Origin of the sequence: Mycoplasma sp. E35C (assembly GCF_019873825.1) — a bacterium.
Classification (GTDB): domain Bacteria; phylum Bacillota_I; class Bacilli_A; order Mycoplasmatales; family Mycoplasmoidaceae; genus Mycoplasmoides.
In genome coordinates, this window is sequence record NZ_CP068418.1 from 783696 (window position 1) to 804206 (window position 20511).

The following is a 20511-nucleotide window of genomic DNA, read 5'->3' on the forward strand; positions in this document are numbered from 1 at the left end:
ATTAATTAGCTGGTTGTTGTTTAAACTTAGCAAGATCTTGGTCTTGGTTTGGTAATTTTTGCACGATTTGTTCGTAATTATTAATTGAACTTAAATCTTCAAAGTATCAAGAATAGAATGTTAATAAGTTAGCATTAAGGTTATTTTTTTCATTAACCACAGCATCTTTTTCAATCGGTTGGAAGTGGGTTTGTTTTAAGAAGTCTAATAATTGACCGTTAGTGTTTTTAATGTTTTGGTTTTGGCTATAAAAAGTGCTAACTGTTGTATCAGTATTTGAATATTCTTCTTCACTTAAAACTTGGTTAAAATCAGTTAGTTTACTAATTCATTCTTTATCAAAACCAACAGGTTTATTAGCTAAATCACCAGCTTGGTATGTTAGGTTTGAATCTTTAATTAGACTTAATGGAATAATACTATCAATTGAATTTGGTTTGATTTTATCTTCGCCATCAATGACATAATTCACTAACACACCTAGATCTTTTAGTTTTAATTTAAAGACAGGATTATTTAAATCAAGCTTGTAATAATGTTTGAATTTTGTTGCTAAATTATCAAAAATTTCTTTTTTAGCTTGGTTGTTTTGTTGATTTGAATTTTCATCAGTTTCATTATCACCTTTGGTTGTAACAAAATCATCACGAGTTGGGGCGTTATCATTATTTAAACCAACTAAATAAAAACCAAAATATAATTCAATATCTGAAATTACGAACAATTTAGTTAATTTTAAAGCCGTTTTAGCTTTGTCATTTTTTTGTTCATCAGTTAATGTCAATTTATTGTTATAAGCTCTGATGTCAAAAACCTTATTTTGTTTAACTAAATCACTTGATACTTGTTCAAAATGGAATTTTAAATCAATTGGTTGAAAGATAAAATTATTATTTTCATTACCAGTTAACAATCCATTAGAAAATGCTGAATAAAATTCTTTTTGAACTGTTGGATTACTATCTTTTTGTGATGATGGGAATAAACTTTCTGATCAGTTTTCAGTATCTTTTGATTTTAGATAACTATATAAATGTGTTGCATAGTTAATTGATGGAATACTGATTGAAGCTAATAATGATTTGAAGGTTTGCTCGTATAATTGTTTAAAACTAACATCGGGAGTGTTTGTTTCAAACATTGGTGTTGAATTAGAATTATAATCACCAAAAGCGTATTTAAATGTTCCAGAATTATCGTTATTACTAGAACCTGTAATACTTACGGCTGAAAAATTAGTTTTACTTGATAAATAAACAACTTGCTTTTCAGAATTACCTGGATTAGATGGGTCTTTTAAGATCTCAGCAAACTTAGAATAAGTTTCAACATTACGATTAAAAACTGCAGCTGAACATGAGCTGAGAATTAAACCAGAGGTTAATACAAAAGTTGGAATTGTTAATAATTTCTTTTTCATTATGATTCCTCTCTGAATTTTGAGTGTTTTTTATCAAATTCAAAATTAACGGTGCCAGTTGGACCTGAACGGTTTTTGGCAATAACGATTTTTACATCAATAATATCATCTTCACGTTTTTCTTCTTCGTCTTTTTTATTCGGATTGTTGGAATGAATAAACATTACGATGTCTGCATCTTGTTCGATACTTCCACTTTCACGCAAGTCAGATAGAATTGGAACAGCATCTGAACCCTTACGTTCTTCAACCTTACGTGATAATTGGGCTAGTGCGATTACTGGAACTTTATATTGTTTGGCAATTCTTTTTAAACTACCTGAAATATAACTTACAGCTTCATGACGGTTTCTAGCTCTAATATCATCAATGTCGTTGGTATTAATTAATTGTAAATAATCGACAATGATCAATCTTGGAATAACATTTTTGCTGGTTAAATAATGCAAGTCGTTATAAATCGTTTTAATTGATGTTTGTGGTGAAGCATTAATAAAGATCGGTCAATCATTGGTAAAATCACTTGCACCTTTTTCGAATGATTTAAACTTAACTTGATCTTTTTGATACATATTAAGTGCTGTTGAAATCTTAAAACTAATATTGGTATGTAAACTTGCTAGTCTTGAAAAGATTTCTGTATCACCCATTTCAATCGAATACATTAAACAAACTTCTTGGGGTTTATCTAGATCTTGTTGATAATTATCATCCCATTGGGCTTGTTGGTTTTCGTATTCTTCGATTTGTTGCTCACGTAATTTTTGAGCAACATTATATAAAATGTTTAAAGCAAAAGCGGTTTTACCACGACCAGGACGAGCTGCGATTACTAATAAGTTTTCAGCAACCAATCCACTTAAATATTGATCAAGTCGGTAATAACCTGTTGAATATGATTGTTGGTTTTTGTTAGAAATTAAGTTGCCAATTTTAATTAAAAAGTTATTGGCAATATCTTTAATTGTGACTAATTCACTTTGAACAGAACGGTTTACTACTTCATTAATAATCCGTTCAAAATTTCTTAAACGATTTGAAGGTGTATATTTACTAGTTTCGTCATAATCAATGTTTTCAAAAAAGTTATATGAAGCATAAAACACTGAACGAAACTTACTATGTTCAATTAAACTATCTAAAAACTTTGAAAAGTTTTCAGAACTGATGTTATTATTAGCCCGAATATAAGCACAAACTCGGTCTAAAACGTCAAGTTGAACTTTATCTAAATTGAAATTATTTTGTAGCCAAATTTGAATATCATCAATTGACCCATCAGTTTGATTTAAATATAAATCATTGGTTAAGCATTCAAAAATACGGCGGTTTACTCCCATGAAATCACTAGGAGTTAGCATTCTTTTTGCCACTTCATAACCACTAACACGATGAACAATACAACTTAAAACATACAGTTCTAAACGATAACATTTATAAAGAAACATCGCATTCTTACGATACAGTTCTTGTTCACCTGGATTGAAAGAAATAATGTCCTTGTTATAAATTTCTGACAAAGCTAAAATTTCTTCTTCAGCAACATTATCATTGTCAACTGCAGAAATGTCTGTTGATTCGTTTAGTTCATCATTGTTAATTTCATCATTGAAATTATCATCAAACTGATTAATAGACATGTAATTAAGCTTTTTGAACTTTTACTAAGATAGTTGCTTGAACTTGTTCAAAGATTTTAATAACAACATTATGTTGTCCAATATCTAGCTTTATCTTAGTATCAAGCATATCTTTGGTAATTGGAATGTGCTTTTTGTTTAAATCATCAACAATTTGCTTAAATCCAATTGTGCCAAAGGCTTTGTTTTCTTCATTAGTTTTAATGAAATATTCTAAAACCACACCTTCTAATTGGTTTTTTAAATTCTTAGCTTCTAAAACTAATAATTCGTGGTTTTCGTTACGTTTAGTATTTCTTAAATCTAATTCTTTTTGTGTTTCTGGTGTTAGTGCTACTGCTAAGTTGTTTTTAAATAAAAAGTTCTTAGCATAACCATTTGATACATTAACTACGGTGTCAGCTTTACCTAAGTTCTTAACATCTTTGATTAAAATGACTTTCATAAATATAACCTCGTAGTTTTATTGTAATGTAATTAATCTTTAACAAAAGGAAGTAATGCTACGATTCTTGCTCTTTTGATTGCGTTAGAAACATGTCTTTGGTGTAAGCTACAGTTTCCAGTTTGTCTTCTTGACACGATTTTAGCGTAAGAGTTAATGTTTTTTCTTAAAGTGTTTACATCTTTGTAATCAACTTTTAAGATACCCTTAGCACAGAAGTGACAAAGTTTTCTTGTTTTGTTTTTGAAGAATTTCTTCTTGTCAAAACCTGGTTTAGTTGTTGCTGGTTTAGCTGTTGCTGGTTTTTTGTCTTCACTAATGTTGTTAGCTGGTAATTTTGTAATGTCGCTCATATTAATTCTTCCTTAATAATATTGATATTAATTATTGATTTTCGTTCATTCAGTCATCCATATCCATAGATAGATCTTCTTCGTTATCTTCATCGATTAAACTATGGTTAGCTTTATATGATGATGGTGTGCTGAATTGGGCAAATTCTTTTGGTTCTACTTTTTTGATATCTTCTAAATCGTAAGATTCACGATAACCCTTGATTTCAGTTGTTGCTGGTGGATCAAACGGTTCATCATCAACATCAAACGGTTTATTAAATCCATTATTAAATCCATTATTGTTGTTTTGATTATTAAAAGATTTGTAATCAATTCGATTGTTAAATCGGTTTTGATTAGGCACATAACGGTTACCTGATTGGTTGAAGGCTAATGGAATTTTTTTAACACGTTCAACAACAATTGATATTCTGAAATAATCTCTACCGTTACTGCTTGTTTGTTGTTCAGATTTTAAGTATCCTTCGATTGAAACTAAATCACCTTTATCTAAGCTATTTAGAGCATATTCAGCGTTTTTGTTCCAAAGATTTACAGTAAAAAAGTAAGGGTCTCTCGGATACATTGTTTGTTGCATATCATTTGTTTGAACAACAAGTTTTAACTCACAACCTTTGTTATCGCGAAAAACGAATTCTTTTGGTATATCTGTAAGGACTCCGACAAGAATTACACGATTCATTGTTCTTTATTAAGCTTCTATTCAGCTTTTGGTTTAGTTTCACCAGCAGGTTTTTTAGCTGCAGCTGGTTTTTTGTTTAAGTTGATTTTTTTAAGAACTGGGATTTTTTGTTCTGGTAAATCATCACCAAATTTTTCACGAAGAATTCAAGTTTCTTTAGCAGATGCTTTTTCAACTTTTGAATTTCTTCTAGATCCTTTGATTTGGAAGAAACCATTTTCTTGAATTTGTTTCATGATTTCTTCATATCTTGCTTGTTTTTGTTTAGCAATTTCAACTTTTTTCTTGTTTTGAGTTGCTCTGTAACCAAAGTCTTTTTCAGTATTAATAATTAATGTTCTAAGAACATCTTTTCTAATACCAGCTAAACGCTTATATTCGTGAATTACATCAGCACCACTTGTGAAAAATAGGTTGTAGTAGTGAGCTGTAACTTCTTTATTAATTGGATATTCTAAAGTTTTTTGACCTAAGTATTCTTCAGTAATATCATTTGTTTTTAAAATAGCTTTTAATTCATCATTAACAGCTTGTGCTTCTTTTTGGTTAAGCTTTCCGCTTACCAATAGCATAATTTCATATTTTGCCATTTGTATTTTTTTAATCCTTGGGTATGAAAATTTAAAAATTGACTTATTTATTTTCTGATTAATTTTATTCTTAATTAGACAAAGCAAATATGTCTTATATATTTTACCATTATTTGGCTATTTTTATACATCAAACAATCATTGATTTTATCACTCATCAACTCAAATTTGAGTTGGTTATCAATCAAGGTTTAATAATAATAAATAAGGACATAAAACTTTATAGTTTCATGTCCTTAAATTAGTTTAGTTATTTTGTTGGTGGATTAATACCAGGTTTTGTTGCTGGTCTTAAAGGTGGTAAAGCGTTTGGTTGGTTAGGTGCTAAATTGCCAGGTGGTAATGGGTTTAGTTGTCTAGTGATTACTCTTCTGGTAATTTTTACAATCTTTTTAGGTGGGACTGGCACTTGTTGAACTGGTTGTTGAATGCGATTAACCACAATTGGATTAGCTAAAACCTGTGTTTTTTGTTGGCTAATTAATTGAATATTTTTTTGGTGTTCAGCTTTTAGATTTGAAATTTCAATAGTTAATAATCTAATTTGTTCAATGTGTTCTTGATTATCAATATTTAATTTTTCAATGTTTCTTTCTAATTTTAGATTTGATTTTTTCAACAACTTAACTTCATCTAATAGTGCTTGGTTTTGTTCTAATAATTCATCAATATCTTCTTTTTGAATACGATAAATTTTAACAATTAAGATTGCTGAAATGATTGCTAAAACAATTGCCAAAATAATTAAGAAAGCACCAAGCCCAATCATTACATAAGAAATCTTAGCTAATGAATGTCCAAACACTGACGCAAAATCAGTTAATTGATCTGGGTTGAACTCGTTGTTATCACTAACTCTTTGGTTAGCAGAACCAACAACGTATGAAATTAATCATGTTCCGATACCAAAACTAAAAACAGCAATTATCAATAAAATGATTGAAATAACTGTATAGCTTTTAGCTCTCTTTCTTCTTTCATAATAAGAAGAAAGTTCTTCTTTTTTTATTATTTCTTGAATTTCTTCTTGTTCAACAGTTTTTGTTTTCTTATTAGCTTTTTGTGCTTCCATCTTCAATTAATAAATATTTATTTAATTAGTTCAGAACTTTTCAATCAGTTTATCTCTTTAGATAATTCTTTAAATGTTCTTGTGAGTCGAAGTATATAACTTTACCATTAGGTAATTTAGCTGGATAAAGTGTGAAAGTAATGTTCTTAACTTTTGTTACTTTATCTTCACCTTCAATGTAGAACTTGTAATTATTATCTGTTGGAGGGTTAAGTTCAACTAACGCTCTCATACGTGATCTTTGTTCTAATTCTTTAAGGTTTTTGTGGTTACCTCTAACTAGCCCAACGTTTTTATTAGTTGCATTGTTGTAATACAACACGATTTCATAATTATCATCAACATTAACACTGCTTGATAATTGTGAGTTGTAATACTTCGTAGCTTCACGTTTTAATACTGAGTCAAAGAATAAGTTATGACTAGTAAATGAACTGTTGATTGCTAAATTCACATCATCACCAGTAACATTGAAGTATTTACCAAATCTTAAATCGTAGTATGAATTAATGCTTCCTTCTAAAACTAAAATGTCATCAGGATTACTAATTAAATTATCTTGTTTGATCTTATCTTGTGATAGCTTACTTAATGCTTGTTCATAGAACTTCCACATGTAAGTAATTGCATATCATGTGCGATCATCAGTAATTAATCTTGCGTATTGGTTAGCATCAACGTTTCTTGGTAATAGTGGTTGTCTTACTTCACTATTTGTTTGATATTGAGTTTTTAGTTCAACTTTGTTTTGTGAGTTTAAAGCTAAATATCTTTGTGATTTTAAATCATAAGTATAAGTTGAGAAATCAATACCTTCAACTTGATAGTGGTTTGATAAGTTAATTAATGTTTTTTGTAACTCATCTTTTGGTAATTGAGTAACTAATGATAATAATGCTTGTTTGAAATTGTTTTGGTTTGTTTTTAAGTTTTCAACAAGTAAGTTCTTTTTATCAGCAGCTAAATCAATTTCAAATAATGGTTGTTTATTATTACCAAATGTAATTACTGGTTTAATATCTTTATTATCAAAGACATGTTGAACTAAGAAGTTAGCATTATTAGTTCCAGAAATATTAATTGAGTTGTATTTTAAGTTTGAGTTAGCTTTTAATAAGTCGTTAAATGTATTTAGATAATCAGCAAATCTATTATCTTGACCATTACCTAAGCTGAATGTTGCTGTAGTTTTGTCATAGAAATCAGAGAATTTTTTAACTTGAGCCTTAGCAACAGTTAAGAAGTTTTCATCTAATGCTGCATTAACTGAACTGAAGTTATTTAAACCAGCTAAGATTGCATAAGTGTTAGCACCATTAACATATGATTGACTTAAATAATCTTTATAGAATTGTGAATCTTTATCAATAGTTAATTGCTTGTTTTCTTCTTTTAATCCGAATTGAGATGTAATTTTTTTAATAAATTCATCTTTATTCTTAACTAATTGGTTTTCGTATTTTCAATCAACATTTACATTTAAGTAAAGTTGTCTGTTTTGTGGGGCAATTCGGTATGATTCTCAATAGCTTGGTAAGAATGTTAATGATCATGATCAAGCATCTTGTCGTTTACCTAGATGTCTAATATCATTAACAATTCCAGATGCATTTCTTCTACCAGTTGAAAGGTCAAAAATATCAGCACCTACATGGATTGTGTCATTACTAATACCAACACTTTCTGGATATGTTCCATAACTAGCATTAGCATTTTCTAAATTACCAAAACCAAAGTAGTAAGGTGAGTATTTAACAAAGTTTTCTTTGTTAAAGTTACCAGCTTTTAATCATCATGAATCGTTGCTGAATGTATTGTGGTAGTAGAATACTTTGTCACTACCAGAACCACCTTTAGTATAGTTTTCTGCAACTGATGGATCACCATGAACAGTGTATCCGTATAAGTTACCTTTATAGATTAATCCGATTTTTTGACCGAAGAAATCAGCACCATCTTTGGTTACAAATGAACGGTTATTGATGTATGCGTGAGTTTTTAAGAATTCTTTATCTAAAATTCCTGCTACTTCGCGATCAGATTTGTTTTCGTATTGTTTAGTTGTATTGTAATTAGCAATTAAAGGTTTTAAATTTTCTTGTTCTTGATCAAGACCTAAACCATAAGTGCTTTGATCTGGTGATAACGAATAAGTTGAAGGAACAATTTCTCCGTTTTTGTTTCTTTCATATCTAGAGTTAAGCTCAACAGAGTTGAATGTTTGAGAAATTTGATCAGGTGTTGAAATTTTTCTTAGATTATCAATTAAACTATTGATATTTACACCTTGTTCAACTTTAATGCTATTTGAAATATTTACATTATTTCAATCTTGTTCTTGATTTTTAAAACCAATACCAAAGTATTTATCAAATCCGTATTCTGGAGCTTTTGGATAGTCTAAATAAATACCAGCACGTTTTTCAACTGGAATTGCTTTAGTTGGTAAGCTGATAGTTGGTAAGAATGAAGATTGACTAAAGATTTGATTAACTTTTTGGCTAAATAATTGGTTAATCTTTTGGTCAAAATTCTTACCTAAGTTAGCATCAGCATTTAAAGTTAAATTACCTTGATCACTGAAAACAGCAGAAGATTTTGCTAATGAAACAAAGCTTGAGTTGTTAGATTCATTGTTATACGGAACGTAATAATCAAGTGAGAATTGGTTTTCACCATTAATTACTTGAGTGATTACGAACTCTTTAAACTTCTTAACATCTTCTTTGTTTAACGGGTTGAAATAATGTTGTTGATTATCTTTATCTTTAAAAGCATAGAAAGCTAATGGGTTTTCAGCAATACTATCTCAGTAATTTTCTTTTAATTCAGATAATGAATCATATAATGCTTCACTATTATTGAATGTGTATTTCTTAATTAATTTGTATTCTGGTAACAAGCTTTCAGCTGCTTGTTCTTTAGTTAATAATTCACCATTAGAACCAACATAAGCATCACTTATCTTAGTTTGATCATATGGTTTAATTTGTCCAGAGTTGATATCAACAATACCCTTGTCACGGTCAGCATAACTAGCAGAAAGATCACCAATGAATGAATTTGAGTTTTTGAATATGTCGTTAGCTACTGAAGAAGGATTATTAGGATTCACTCCACCATTAATAGTATTAACTAGATTAGAGTTGGTTTGAACTACTGATGTTAGTTTTTCTCCAGAAGCATCAGTTGCACTCACTGAAGCAGCAATAATTCCAGAAGCTAAGGCTACTGAACCAAAAGCTACTGTTCCATAAATTATTTGCTTTTTAAATTTAGTTGATAGGCTCTTTTTGAGTTCGGCTATCTTTTTTGGATTAGTTTTATTCATTGTTGATCGATTTGACTCTGGGTCTGTTATTCTAATAATTATAAATTATTAATTGCAATAATGGAAGTTAATTAGTCTTACTAACTGATTACTACATGTGATAATCTACATAATTGTAAGCATCTCTTAGTGATAAGAAGTATAACGTTTTGCCAAGTTTGTTATCAACTAGACTAAATAATTCTGAACGATAAATTAGTTTTGTTCTTGATCCAACGCTGTCTAGATAAACAGTTTGTCTTAGTTTTAATAATTCGTTGAATTTTTGTTTTAATGCTTTGTGATCGGCTGTATTTTTATTTTCACTGTTGTAGAAAATAAATTCAGAAGGGTTTTCACCAAATTTACCTGTTCCTTTGGCAATCCCGATCTTAGTTTCAGGATCATAACTAGTAATATCAGTGATGCGAATATCCTTAGATTGTTGGTGTAAATATCCACCAGTTTCATTGTTAGGTAATTGCACGATCGTTCAGTTTTGTGATTTTGCCAATTCATCTGAAACTACTGCATTTTTAATATCGCCTTGAATGTAACTACCACGAATTGAAGTTGCTACTGTGTGAGGGATTGTGATTAAAGAATTAGCTAGCAATGTGCTTAAAAGGTTTTGGTATAAATCAACTAAACTACGAGAACTATAAACACCAGATACACTACTATTTTTTACTGAGTTATGTAAAGAATAAACCTTATTTACATTCTTAATGTAATCTTGATCGATTGCATATAAGTTTTTGTTTTCAATTCATTCTTTTAATTGTAATTCTCTAATGTTTTCTACTTCACTTTGAGAGAATTGTTTTTGGTTGTAGTATAAGAATGATTTATTTTGCGGTCTTGTAATTTGAATTGGATTAATTAACTTAATGTCTTTGATTGTTCTTTCTTCTAATGTTTTTAATCCTAACAATCATGACTTACGATAACCGCCAGTTCAAACATATTCAGCATTACCTGCTTTGAATACGTAATAACTAACTTCTTCTGATGGATAGAAGATATTAATTAATAAAACAGCAATTTGGATCGCAATTGTTAAACCATAAAAAGCAGGAGCAACTGAATTAACTACGGCTGCTGCTTTTTCAACATAGTTAGCAAACTGTTGACCCATTGATAAAACTACTGACGTAATAGAACCAACGGTTTGTAATGCAGCTACTACTAAGTCTTTAGTGTGGTTAACTAATTTCGGATTAACTACTAATGAATTAATTGTTACTGCTGATGTTAATGTTGAAGTAAATCCTTCAAAAATCGCATTAATTAAAAGAACAGATTGTAAGCTCTTTTGGTCTTTTTTAAGTTGATCAATTGCTTTTAGTTCATTAACATTAATTTCTTTTGGATCTTGTAAGATTGCAGGAGTTCCTGGTCTTTTAGATGTTGATAATGTTGATGAGTTACTAATAATTGAAGCAATTGCATCATTGTTAGTATTATTTTCAGGAGAATTTGCAACATTCTTATCATGTAATTGAAGAATGAATTCACTTGAATGATTTTGTAATCTTAGATTTTGGTTATTGTTGTTTTTAACTACAGACGGGAATTGCGTCATGTATGTTAAATATAAATCAACGTATTGATCTTCTTTAAGTGATTTTAAGAAAGCATTAACTTGTGATAAGTATTGTTGTGCTTTTGCTGGATCAGTTCTTAGGGTTTGGTTGATTTTCTTATAAATATTACGAATGTGAATGATTGTTCCAAAATCAACATTGATTCCTTGTAAGTATTCAAGAACTGATGTTGGAATGTTTTCAAATAATTCTCTTACTTTTGGTCTTGATGTTGGAACGTTTCTAATAACTTGTGGTAATTCTTCTTTAATTGCATTGATTGCACTTGTTTGTAAGAATTGGTTACGAATTCACTTGATGCTTAATGCGTCTTTTAATCCAAGGATGGTTTTTATTGTTTGTTCATCTAACTTACCCTTAGTTACATCATCAGCTGAAACACCAATAACATATAAAGCTTGAGTTAGGTTTTGTGATGATATTAATCATCATAAAGCTTGGATTGCTGGTCAGTTATTATTAACACTGCTACCAAAAATTTCATCAATTTGCTTATCACCTAATAAACGGAAGCTCTTGATTGTTCTAATCAAGCTTTCTTGATCTAAGATCGCACCAGGAGTTACAGCAACAATGTTTGACAACATTAAAATTGTCATTAAAATTGTTAGATTTGGGAATTGTTGGTATAAGTTTGGAATTAAATTCTCAAGACTTGCTGATACATCAAAGTCATTATTACCAATTCCAAAATAGTATTTAAATGAAAATGGTAAGCCGTTTTTATCTTTATTTGCTAAGATGTCAAAACCACTAGCTTTTGAGTATTTGTTTAATACGCTTAAAGCATTGTCAATCTTATCAGCCAACTTAATAAAGAAATCTTTTAGACCAAAAATTAATTCTTCTTTAGCATTATTAGCAACTAATGCATCAATTAAGTAAGAGTATAAGATTGGAATTTTATAGAAAGAACTGTAACGTTTTGATTTATTAAACTTTTGTGTAGTTTCTAAAAGATTTTTATAAACACTTTGTTGTTGTGTTTTTAATTGATAAATAAAGTTAGCTCAACTTAAATTTAAGTTTAAGTTAGTTGAATATTGGTTTGTTTGAAGTTCTTTTTCGTTATAAGGGAAGTAAAAGATAAAATCAGTTTTACTTAAATTACGGTTTAAAACTTTAATATCACGTTCATTAGTAATATTTGTTTCGCCTAATAAGAAGTCAAATGCAGATGTTGCAATATCAGTAGATATTGAACGGTATAATCCAACTGGTAAAGTTGAAGTTTTAGTTCAGTTATTTGGATTAGTTATCGCATTAATATCAGCACTACCTTGGTATAATAACGGACCATAAAAGTCATACTTATCATCTTCTGTAGTGTCAATGAAGTATTGACCTTGGTTGTTGTTAGCACTGATTTTTTGATAATGCACAGGGATGTCTTTTGAAGCAACATTAGATTTAATTGTGCTAATTGTGCTACTAATGTTATCTGAATTTACATCAATAGTTTGAACATCATCATTACTCTTATTAATTTGAACTTGAAGTTTAGAGTTTTGCGTAATGAAATTAAACAGTTTTAAACGTTCAGTTTGACTGTTTTTTCTCAATTGATCAAGATCAATTGGTTCAAAATTACTGCCATTACTATTACGTAGAATAACTACTTTTTTGTTTTGTTCTGATAATAATTCTTTTTTAGTTTCAATATAACGTTCTAAATCATATTTAGATCTAAATAAAGAACCATCATAGAATAGTGCGTTATTTTCTTCGTATAGTGAATCTTGGGCTTGTTCTTTGGTTGAATAAACGTTTTGATTAAAGCCTACATAACCCTTCTTAAGTGCTTCTGGTTGAAAAATGTTTTTTGCTACAACGTTATCGTATAAGTTCTTGTTTGTTGGATCAGTGTAATTTTCGTAATTTTGGATCAATTCACTTGAAGATAAAACAGAATAATACTGACCTTTATCAATTTTTACACCTTTATAGTCTTGAGAGGCAGCAGAAAAAGTAGGCACATCATTTTGTGATGAACTTAAATCAACTCCCTTAAAGGCTGGTGCGACATTAGAGCAAGATGAGAAGATAACTGCCGGTAGAACGAACAGTCCTATCGCCAGTTGCTTCTTTAACATTTTTCGTTTATTCATATAAATTTATTTTATTTAGGCTTTGAACTTGAAGAAACTATTGAATCTAGTTTTGATTGATGAACTTCAAGAAGATAAACGGTTCTTAATTGATTTTTGACTAGATAATTTAGTTGATTCGTAAATCTTATCTAATTCAGATTGACTTCACATTTCTAGGTGTGATCTGTATCAAGGGAATGTTTGTTTTACATCATCACCTGATTTTTTGCTAAATAATTTCTTGAATGAAGAACCGAAGTTACTTAATTGGTCTAAAACTGAAGTTCTAAAGCTTGAAGCTTGCTTAGAATTTAAATTCACACTGTAAGATAATTCAGATCCAGGTGTTTTTGATTTGTTAGATACTAAATCATCTAAGTTTCTTTCAGGTAATGGGGGAGGGACTTCTGCTAATTCTCTTAGCGCTTGTTGTCTTCTTCTTTGTTCATTAACTTCATTAATAGTTGCTTCTGAAGCTAATGCTGGTTTTCTAGTTTTATCAATCTTAGCGTAGATTGAATAATCAGTAGGAGTTTTTTCTTTAGATTTGTCATCAGTTACTAAGATGATTGAGTTTTTAGCATCATCATAAACTGATTGGTAATCATTAAAGCTACCGTATAGATCAACTTTTTGCACTGGGCTAACTGGTCTTACTGTTTCATAAATGTTTTCAGTAATTAAAGCAGCAGCATAAACTGATGGGTCAGTTGAAGAATTATTCTTGTTTGAGAATAAGCTCTTTAATGAAGCAGCTGTTTCATATTTATTTTCATCATTTAAAGCACTTACTGGTAAGAATACTGGGCTTACTTTTCTTTGGTTATTGTGATCTGTGTAAGTAACTTGAGCTAAGTAGAAACCTTCTTCAAATACTTTTTTGCTATCTTCACGAAGTAATTTCTGAGCCACAACATTAACTGGTTCTGAAATTAATGGGCGACCTTGACTATCTCTTGGAACGATGCGTTTTTCAACACGTTTACCCATTGTACCTTCAGCTAATACAGTTAATAAACTTAAATTGCTAGTTTGGCCACGTGAAGGTTGTGGTCTAGTTAATTCTTCTTCAATATCCTTAATTGAATATTGTCTTGAAACTCCTGAACCAGATAAGATTGAAACCTTATCATCGTTTGATTTTGAAGAAACTGTGCTTACACTTGGTTTTTGTAAGAACTTCTTAGCTTGTTCTTTTTCTGAATTAGATGGTTTTGAAACTGTTGAATCAGCTTTTTCATTAAATAATTTATCTAAATCATAGCTTTCTCATTCATCTGAATTAGAGCTGTTTTGTCTGAAAGCGTTTGGCGCAGTAATTTTGGCACTTGTGTCTTTGTTTTGGTCTAAATCTAAATCACCACTATTTTGTTTAGCTAAATAGTTAAGGATTGAGTTTGGATTGCCCATTTCACTTGGGTTTTCATTTATGTAACGTAAGAATGATCTGAATTCTGGGTTAGCAACATAATCACCACCTACAATACCAGTGTTACGTCTGTCTTTATCAAATCATGATTGAGGAGCTCAGAAAGCACCACGGTTACCATTCTTATCTTTAATTTCGATTAAGTCGAATTTTTCAAGAGAAGCACTAGCTAAATCACCAATGTTTGATTTAGTCAAGTTAAAGTCTCTTAAAACTACACTCTTCTTAACAGGTTGAGTTGAAGGAGTTGTTGAAACTTTGTTGCTATTAAATGTGTTTAGTAATAAACCAACACCAGCACCGATAGCACCAACAGCTGAAATTCCTCCGATTACTCCACCAGCAACTGCACCTGCATTTAAGTTAGGTGATAAATTACCTTGTTCTGATTGAGTAATAATAGTTCCTGGAATTGCCACACCTGGTGACATACCATCCATACCATTATTTAATTCTGGATTTACTACAACACCTGGGGTTGATGTAGTTGGTCCATTTGGATTAACTTGTCCGTTATTATTAATTGGACCATTAACTGATGGTGTTGATTGTGGATTTGTCACACCATTAGTTGCTGGATTGTTTTCGTGATCAATAACACCAGAAGGATTCACCATATCTTTGTGTTCTTCTTGGGTATTGTTTTTAGCTTGAAGTGGATCAATAACTGGATTGATATTAGCTGATGTTAAAGCAATTGGTAAACCAACAGCCACAGCTCCAGTAACTACACCTAGTGTAGATAAAATAATAGTTTTTTTCAGTGCCATAAATGAATTTTGTTTATTTATAAATAAGCTCTAATAATTATAACCTTAATTATTATTTTAATAATTACTTGTAATTATATTAAATGTTATTTTAAAGTTGCTATAAATCAATAGATTATTAATCGTATTGCTTAGATAAAAAAAGAAAGAACTATTTAAATTAATTCCTTCTTTTTGAATTAGTAACTAAATTATCTGCGTAAAAAAGCGAATTTTGTTTTAAAGAAATTAGCAGTTGAACTAAAGAAGTTAGAAACACGGTTTCTTAATTTTTTCAGCACACCTGTTTTAATTACTGTTGATTTTGATACGCTGTTTTTATCAACAGTCGGTCTAAATAAACCTTTAAGTTTTAAGCTAAGTTTTGAACTAATTGAAGTTGTGTTTGATTTAGCTAATTCGGAAGCAATTGATTGTGATTGTTTAGAACCAATTGAACTCTTAGCACTTAAATTGATTTCTGAATAAGGGTTTTCTAATTCAATTTGTCTTCTCTTAATGATGTCATCATTAGTTGAGAATAGTTTAGAAATTGATGAAACTGTTCTCTTATCAGAAGTAATTGGTTTAACTTCAACTTTGTTATTATCAATTTTAATTGAACTATAGATTGTTTCAGATGATCTATTCTTTAAAGCTTCAGCAACTTTTGCTCTTGTATTAGTATCTTTGAAAGTATCAAATGATAAAGAAGCATAATTTAAACCATCTTCATCAATTACATCATATTTCGGAAGGATGTATTGGTTTGGATTAACTCTTTTAATTTCATCAAATTTTTGAATGAAACTGTATGGATTATTCTTAGTGCTTGGATCAGTCCATAGTAGTTTTAATGAAGTTTCAAAGAATGGTTTATTTTCTTTTGATAATAGTGATTCAGGAACAAAGTATGAACGAACTTCTCTTTTTTGAGTAATGCTATTATCTCTTGTTGTTGTTACATAAATGTAACCTTCACTTAAAGCATGTGGGTTAGTTGTTAAGAATGAAGTAGCAACTAAGTTGAAAGGATCTGAGATGATTGGTCTTCCAGATTTATCTCTTGGAACTTTCTTATATCCAGCTGCTGATTTGATTGATTCATCTTCATTAACAAGCTTGGTTAGATTTTCCACATTAGCATAAGATAAGTGGTTTGGTTTAGCTGCTACTGGATCTTTTCAAGCAAGAGCTGTTTTTAGTTGTTCGCTAATATTAGTAATCTTATTAGCTTTAATTTTTGAAGAAGAACCATCGCTCTTTAATTCATCAAATACTTGGTCTAGGTTTAATTTAGAACTTGATCGAGAATTATCTTTAAGAGTTAAGAAATCATCAGTTGAACTTTCTTTTGATTTAGATACAAAGCGGTAGTAGTTACCAATCAATGTATTAACATCATCACTGCTTACTGTTCCCTTGTCAGATTTTGTTGTATAGTTCATGTAACCTTTAACTAAACGGTTAGCAGCATCTTCAAGTTCATTACTACTTGTTAATACAGGTTCTTTTTTAGGGTCTTGAATTTTTTGACCTAAGTATTGTTCGTAAGAAGCATTTAAAGCTGTAACTGGGTCTTTAGTTGCTTTTCTTGTTTCTTTTGTTGATCTGATTGAGATGTTGTTGTCTGCATCTGGTTTTGAACTTAAGTTAGGAACTCTTACTGAGTTATTCGCTGAAGTGTTGTTAGATTTGTATTTCTCATCATCTAAGAAAGAGAATAATTTTTCAATTTCTTGATCAACATCATTAAGGTTTGATTGGAAGTGTTTTGGAGAATTTGGATTCTTATCAAGGTATGTTAAGAATGCTAATTTGTTTTCAAGTTGATCTGGATTAGCTCTTAGATATTTAACAAAATCGTTAAAGTCAGTATTAACAATACCAGAGTTAAAACCGTTGTTCATAGAAACAAATCAGTCAGAAGGTAATAAGTATTTTCTTGATTTGTTTTCTTTACTAAAGTTAATTTCTAATTCTTGTAATTCTCTTCCTTGAGTTAATAGTGAATTAGTTGTTGAAGGTGATTGAATTGGTAAGTTTGACAATTCAACTTCATTTGGTCTATTTTTTAAATCAATTGAAGTTGGAACCTTAGCTTTATTTGATGGATTTTTTCAGTTGTAAGCTAAAACTGAAATTCCAGCAAGTGAAGCACCTAAAACTGTTCCTACTGTTGAACTAATAATTTTAGCTAAATTACCTTCATCGATCTTAGCAACTGTTGAATTATTATTAGTTAAGAATGGATTTTTACCATTAACTGAATTAATTGGTCCACTTGAAGTTGGTAATCCTGGAATAGCAACTCCATTTTCTTCTTTATTATTTTCAGATACTGGAGTAACTGTTGTAGTTGATGGTTGTTTTTCACTTTCAACAACGATAACTCCTTCTTTAGAATTATCATTATCACCTAATTTAGGTAAAAAAGAAGAATTTTCATCTAATCCATTAGGCCCATTTAATGAAGGATCATTGATTGCTGGATCTGAAAGATCAGCGTTTTTCATATCCTTTTTAATCTTTTGAGTTGGTTCTGTATTTTTAGAAGCAACTGCTAATGGTGTGGCAATAGCTGTTGCAGTTACAGCAACAGCACCAACAGATATTAGAGAAATCTTCCCTTTAGAAATTTTTTTCATAATAATGCAGACTTTCTATATAGATATATCAAAATATCGTATGGCTAATATTATAACTTAATTTTTGTTGATTGTGCACGAACTGAATAAACAGATTGGTTATTAGCTGGATATGCAGCTCTATTGTTTGGTTGATTATTGTTTATAACTGGTGCAACTTTTTGTGGCATTGCTTGTTGATTAGCAGACACAAAACCATTGCTTGGCATCATTCTTGGTTGGTTTTGAATTACTGGACGATTGATAGTTGGCACATTTCTTGGCTGAACAACATTAGCAACTTGAACTGGTTTTTGCATCACTCTTGGTTGTTGAGGTTTAATCGTAGTATTGTTTGGATAATTGTTATTAGCTGCTACATAAGTTGGTTGTAAGTTTTGATTTAACATATTTGCTGGTTGTAATCTTACAACTGGTTGTTGAGCATTATTAACTACTGGTTGATTGATCATTGGTTTATTTTGATCAATCTTATCAACTTCAACTTTTTGGTTATTTTCTTCAACCTTATTATTAGAATTCGAACTTGAAGCTATTAATTTTATATTTTCATTTCTTTGGGTTTCTTTAATCAGTTCTTTTTCCATTTCTTCTAACAATGCTTTTTTATTATTATTCTTAATAATCGATAAACTGATTGCACTGATTAAAAAAATTAATCCAAATAAGGTTCCGGCAATACCTAAAATTAATAAGAAAACTGCTGTTCCACTAAGTTCGATATCTGGATTATTTGCAACTTGTCTTAATGTTCTAGAAACAATTCCCAGCCCTAAGATTCCAAAAAAGATTGAAACACAAGCAAGGATAAAAAAAATCACAATTAAGTTAGCTTTTTTTTGTTTTTTAAATTGTGACATAGTTTAGATTAATATTAATATTGGTTTTCACTACTTTAATAATATAAATAGTATAAATTTTGAAATTAATAACTTAATAACTGAATACGTTAGTTTTTCTTATAATAAATAATCAAAATTTTATTAGCATCAAAATTTTTAATTATTTAATATGTCTAAAAATAAATAAGGGTTATATTAATTTAATAAATACGAACTAATTTGTCACTGAAAAAACGACCAGTTAATGATTGTTTTGATTGATCTGTTTTTGGTGTTTTTTTAATATTGAATCATTCAAAATTACCGTCTATTTCTTTTTGAATTGCAGTTAATTTAATGACAAATCCAAGAGTGTCTCTGGTTAGTCCTTGATAAGTTGTTGCACCAATACCAAAAACGATATTGCTAGAAGCATAACCTTGTTTTTCTAATTCTTTAAGAATCATTTTAATTCTTGTTAAAGTGATCGCATCACCATAAATGATTCCGACTTTATCATTTAATTCCTTATAACCTTTAGAATTAACTGTGCTGCCAAAATGATGGTCTAAATAATGGATCGTCCCTCATGTTGATTTATCATTTGGATCATAATTTTTACCACAGATAACTTCAATTGGATCACCACTATCAGGACGAACTACTAATTTACCATTACGAGATAAAATTTTATCTTTATAACTTGGAATAATGTTATCTAGAACATTTCAAATATCTCATGAATCAACAACTAAAGATAAAACACCTTCTTTAAAAATATCTAACAATCGTTCGTATGTTTTTGCTTCGTTTTCAATACCATCAGCGCACATCACACTGTGTTCAGAAGCAATCACTGATTCAGCATTAAATCCACCTAAAATTGAATCGCTTCCATTAAAGAATTGTAGATGAGCATTGGCTGAATAAATTGATGATCTAAACGAACTCATACCACGCATTGAAAAATCATGACATTGATACTTAATGAAATCTGTAGAATTGGTTGTTTTTATCGCATAATTCGTGCATAAATCATAAAATTCTCTCGCCATGGTTAATGATGTTTGATATTGTCAAATATTTTGTAAAATAATTGTTTCAAAATAGTTAATTAACCATACATGATTTTTATCAATTCCTTCTTCTCCACAAATGGTTAATAAGGGTTGATTGAAATCTAAATAATTATCAGATTCATGCACTGAAATAATTAATGGTAAGCGATTGTGTTTGGCTGCATATTTTGCTAAATCTAATAACGCAGCAATAAAATCATCAGTAAATTCTTGATTGCTAAATACACGGTTTAATTTATCTTCAACTAAATTTTTAATCTGATGATCAGTTTCATTATGTAATGCAATTAGTGATGAAACAAATCGTTGCATGATGTCTTGCACAATTTTGGTAGTAAACTCTGCATTTCATGCATGTGTAGTAAAGTCTTTAAGTGATGTTTTTCTAGCCGTTAGTGTTGAAAATAAATTCGTCGTGTTGGCTGGATACATCATTCTGTGACATAACTTATAAGCATCAACTGGAATTAAATTAATTAAATGTTGATTTATCTCATCAGTTATTAGCACGCTTTTTTCGCGTTTCATTATAACTTTTAGTTTTATCGGTTTTATCGTAAATATTATAATAAT

At 29.8% G+C, this 20511-nt stretch carries 13 protein-coding genes; all 13 read right to left on the reverse strand.

The genetic code is table 4. From position 1 onward, the window contains the following. Nucleotide 1: 1 nt before the first annotated feature. Nucleotides 2-1420 carry a hypothetical protein gene (locus JJE79_RS03215; protein WP_222926211.1) on the reverse strand — a complete coding sequence of 473 codons (1419 nt, stop codon included), beginning with the start codon at nucleotides 1418-1420 and terminating at the stop codon, nucleotides 2-4. Further along, on the reverse strand, nucleotides 1420-3060 hold the full coding sequence (locus tag JJE79_RS03220; protein ID WP_222926213.1) for a DnaB-like helicase C-terminal domain-containing protein: 1641 nt from the start codon (nucleotides 3058-3060) through the stop codon (nucleotides 1420-1422). The genes JJE79_RS03215 and JJE79_RS03220 overlap by 1 nt, the downstream gene beginning before the upstream one ends. A 4-nt stretch (nucleotides 3061-3064) precedes the next feature. Next, nucleotides 3065-3505 carry a 50S ribosomal protein L9 gene (rplI, locus tag JJE79_RS03225; RefSeq protein WP_222926214.1) on the reverse strand — a complete coding sequence of 147 codons (441 nt, stop codon included), beginning with the start codon at nucleotides 3503-3505 and terminating at the stop codon, nucleotides 3065-3067. Nucleotides 3506-3537: 32 nt separating this feature from the next. Further along, nucleotides 3538-3858: a 30S ribosomal protein S18 gene (gene rpsR / locus JJE79_RS03230; RefSeq protein ID WP_222926215.1), complete on the reverse strand. Its 321-nt coding sequence runs from the start codon at nucleotides 3856-3858 to the stop codon at nucleotides 3538-3540. Between the two features lie 31 nt (nucleotides 3859-3889). Next, nucleotides 3890-4543 carry a single-stranded DNA-binding protein gene (locus JJE79_RS03235; protein ID WP_222926216.1) on the reverse strand — a complete coding sequence of 218 codons (654 nt, stop codon included), beginning with the start codon at nucleotides 4541-4543 and terminating at the stop codon, nucleotides 3890-3892. Between the two features lie 17 nt (nucleotides 4544-4560). After that, a complete protein-coding gene (rpsF, locus tag JJE79_RS03240) occupies nucleotides 4561-5133 on the reverse strand; it encodes a 30S ribosomal protein S6 (RefSeq protein ID WP_222926218.1) in 573 nt (190 codons plus the stop codon). A 250-nt stretch (nucleotides 5134-5383) separates the two neighbouring features. After that, on the reverse strand, nucleotides 5384-6205 hold the full coding sequence (locus JJE79_RS03245; RefSeq protein ID WP_222926219.1) for a hypothetical protein: 822 nt from the start codon (nucleotides 6203-6205) through the stop codon (nucleotides 5384-5386). Between the two features lie 49 nt (nucleotides 6206-6254). Further along, nucleotides 6255-9536, reverse strand: a complete 3282-nt coding sequence (locus JJE79_RS03250) for a hypothetical protein (protein WP_222926221.1) — start codon at nucleotides 9534-9536, stop codon at nucleotides 6255-6257. A gap of 91 nt (nucleotides 9537-9627) precedes the next feature. Continuing rightward, nucleotides 9628-13230: a hypothetical protein gene (locus JJE79_RS03255; RefSeq protein WP_222926223.1), complete on the reverse strand. Its 3603-nt coding sequence runs from the start codon at nucleotides 13228-13230 to the stop codon at nucleotides 9628-9630. Between the two features lie 15 nt (nucleotides 13231-13245). After that, entirely contained in the window at nucleotides 13246-15411 is a 2166-nt protein-coding gene (locus JJE79_RS03260) for a hypothetical protein (protein WP_255565832.1), read from the reverse strand. A 191-nt stretch (nucleotides 15412-15602) separates the two neighbouring features. Next, nucleotides 15603-18038 (reverse strand): hypothetical protein, encoded by a 2436-nt coding sequence (locus JJE79_RS03265; protein ID WP_222926225.1) that lies wholly within the window; start codon nucleotides 18036-18038, stop codon nucleotides 15603-15605. Nucleotides 18039-18088: 50 nt separating this feature from the next. Beyond that, nucleotides 18089-18898: a hypothetical protein gene (locus JJE79_RS03270; protein WP_222926227.1), complete on the reverse strand. Its 810-nt coding sequence runs from the start codon at nucleotides 18896-18898 to the stop codon at nucleotides 18089-18091. A 182-nt stretch (nucleotides 18899-19080) separates the two neighbouring features. Further along, nucleotides 19081-20466: a nicotinate phosphoribosyltransferase gene (locus JJE79_RS03275; RefSeq protein ID WP_222926228.1), complete on the reverse strand. Its 1386-nt coding sequence runs from the start codon at nucleotides 20464-20466 to the stop codon at nucleotides 19081-19083. Nucleotides 20467-20511 lie beyond the last annotated feature (45 nt).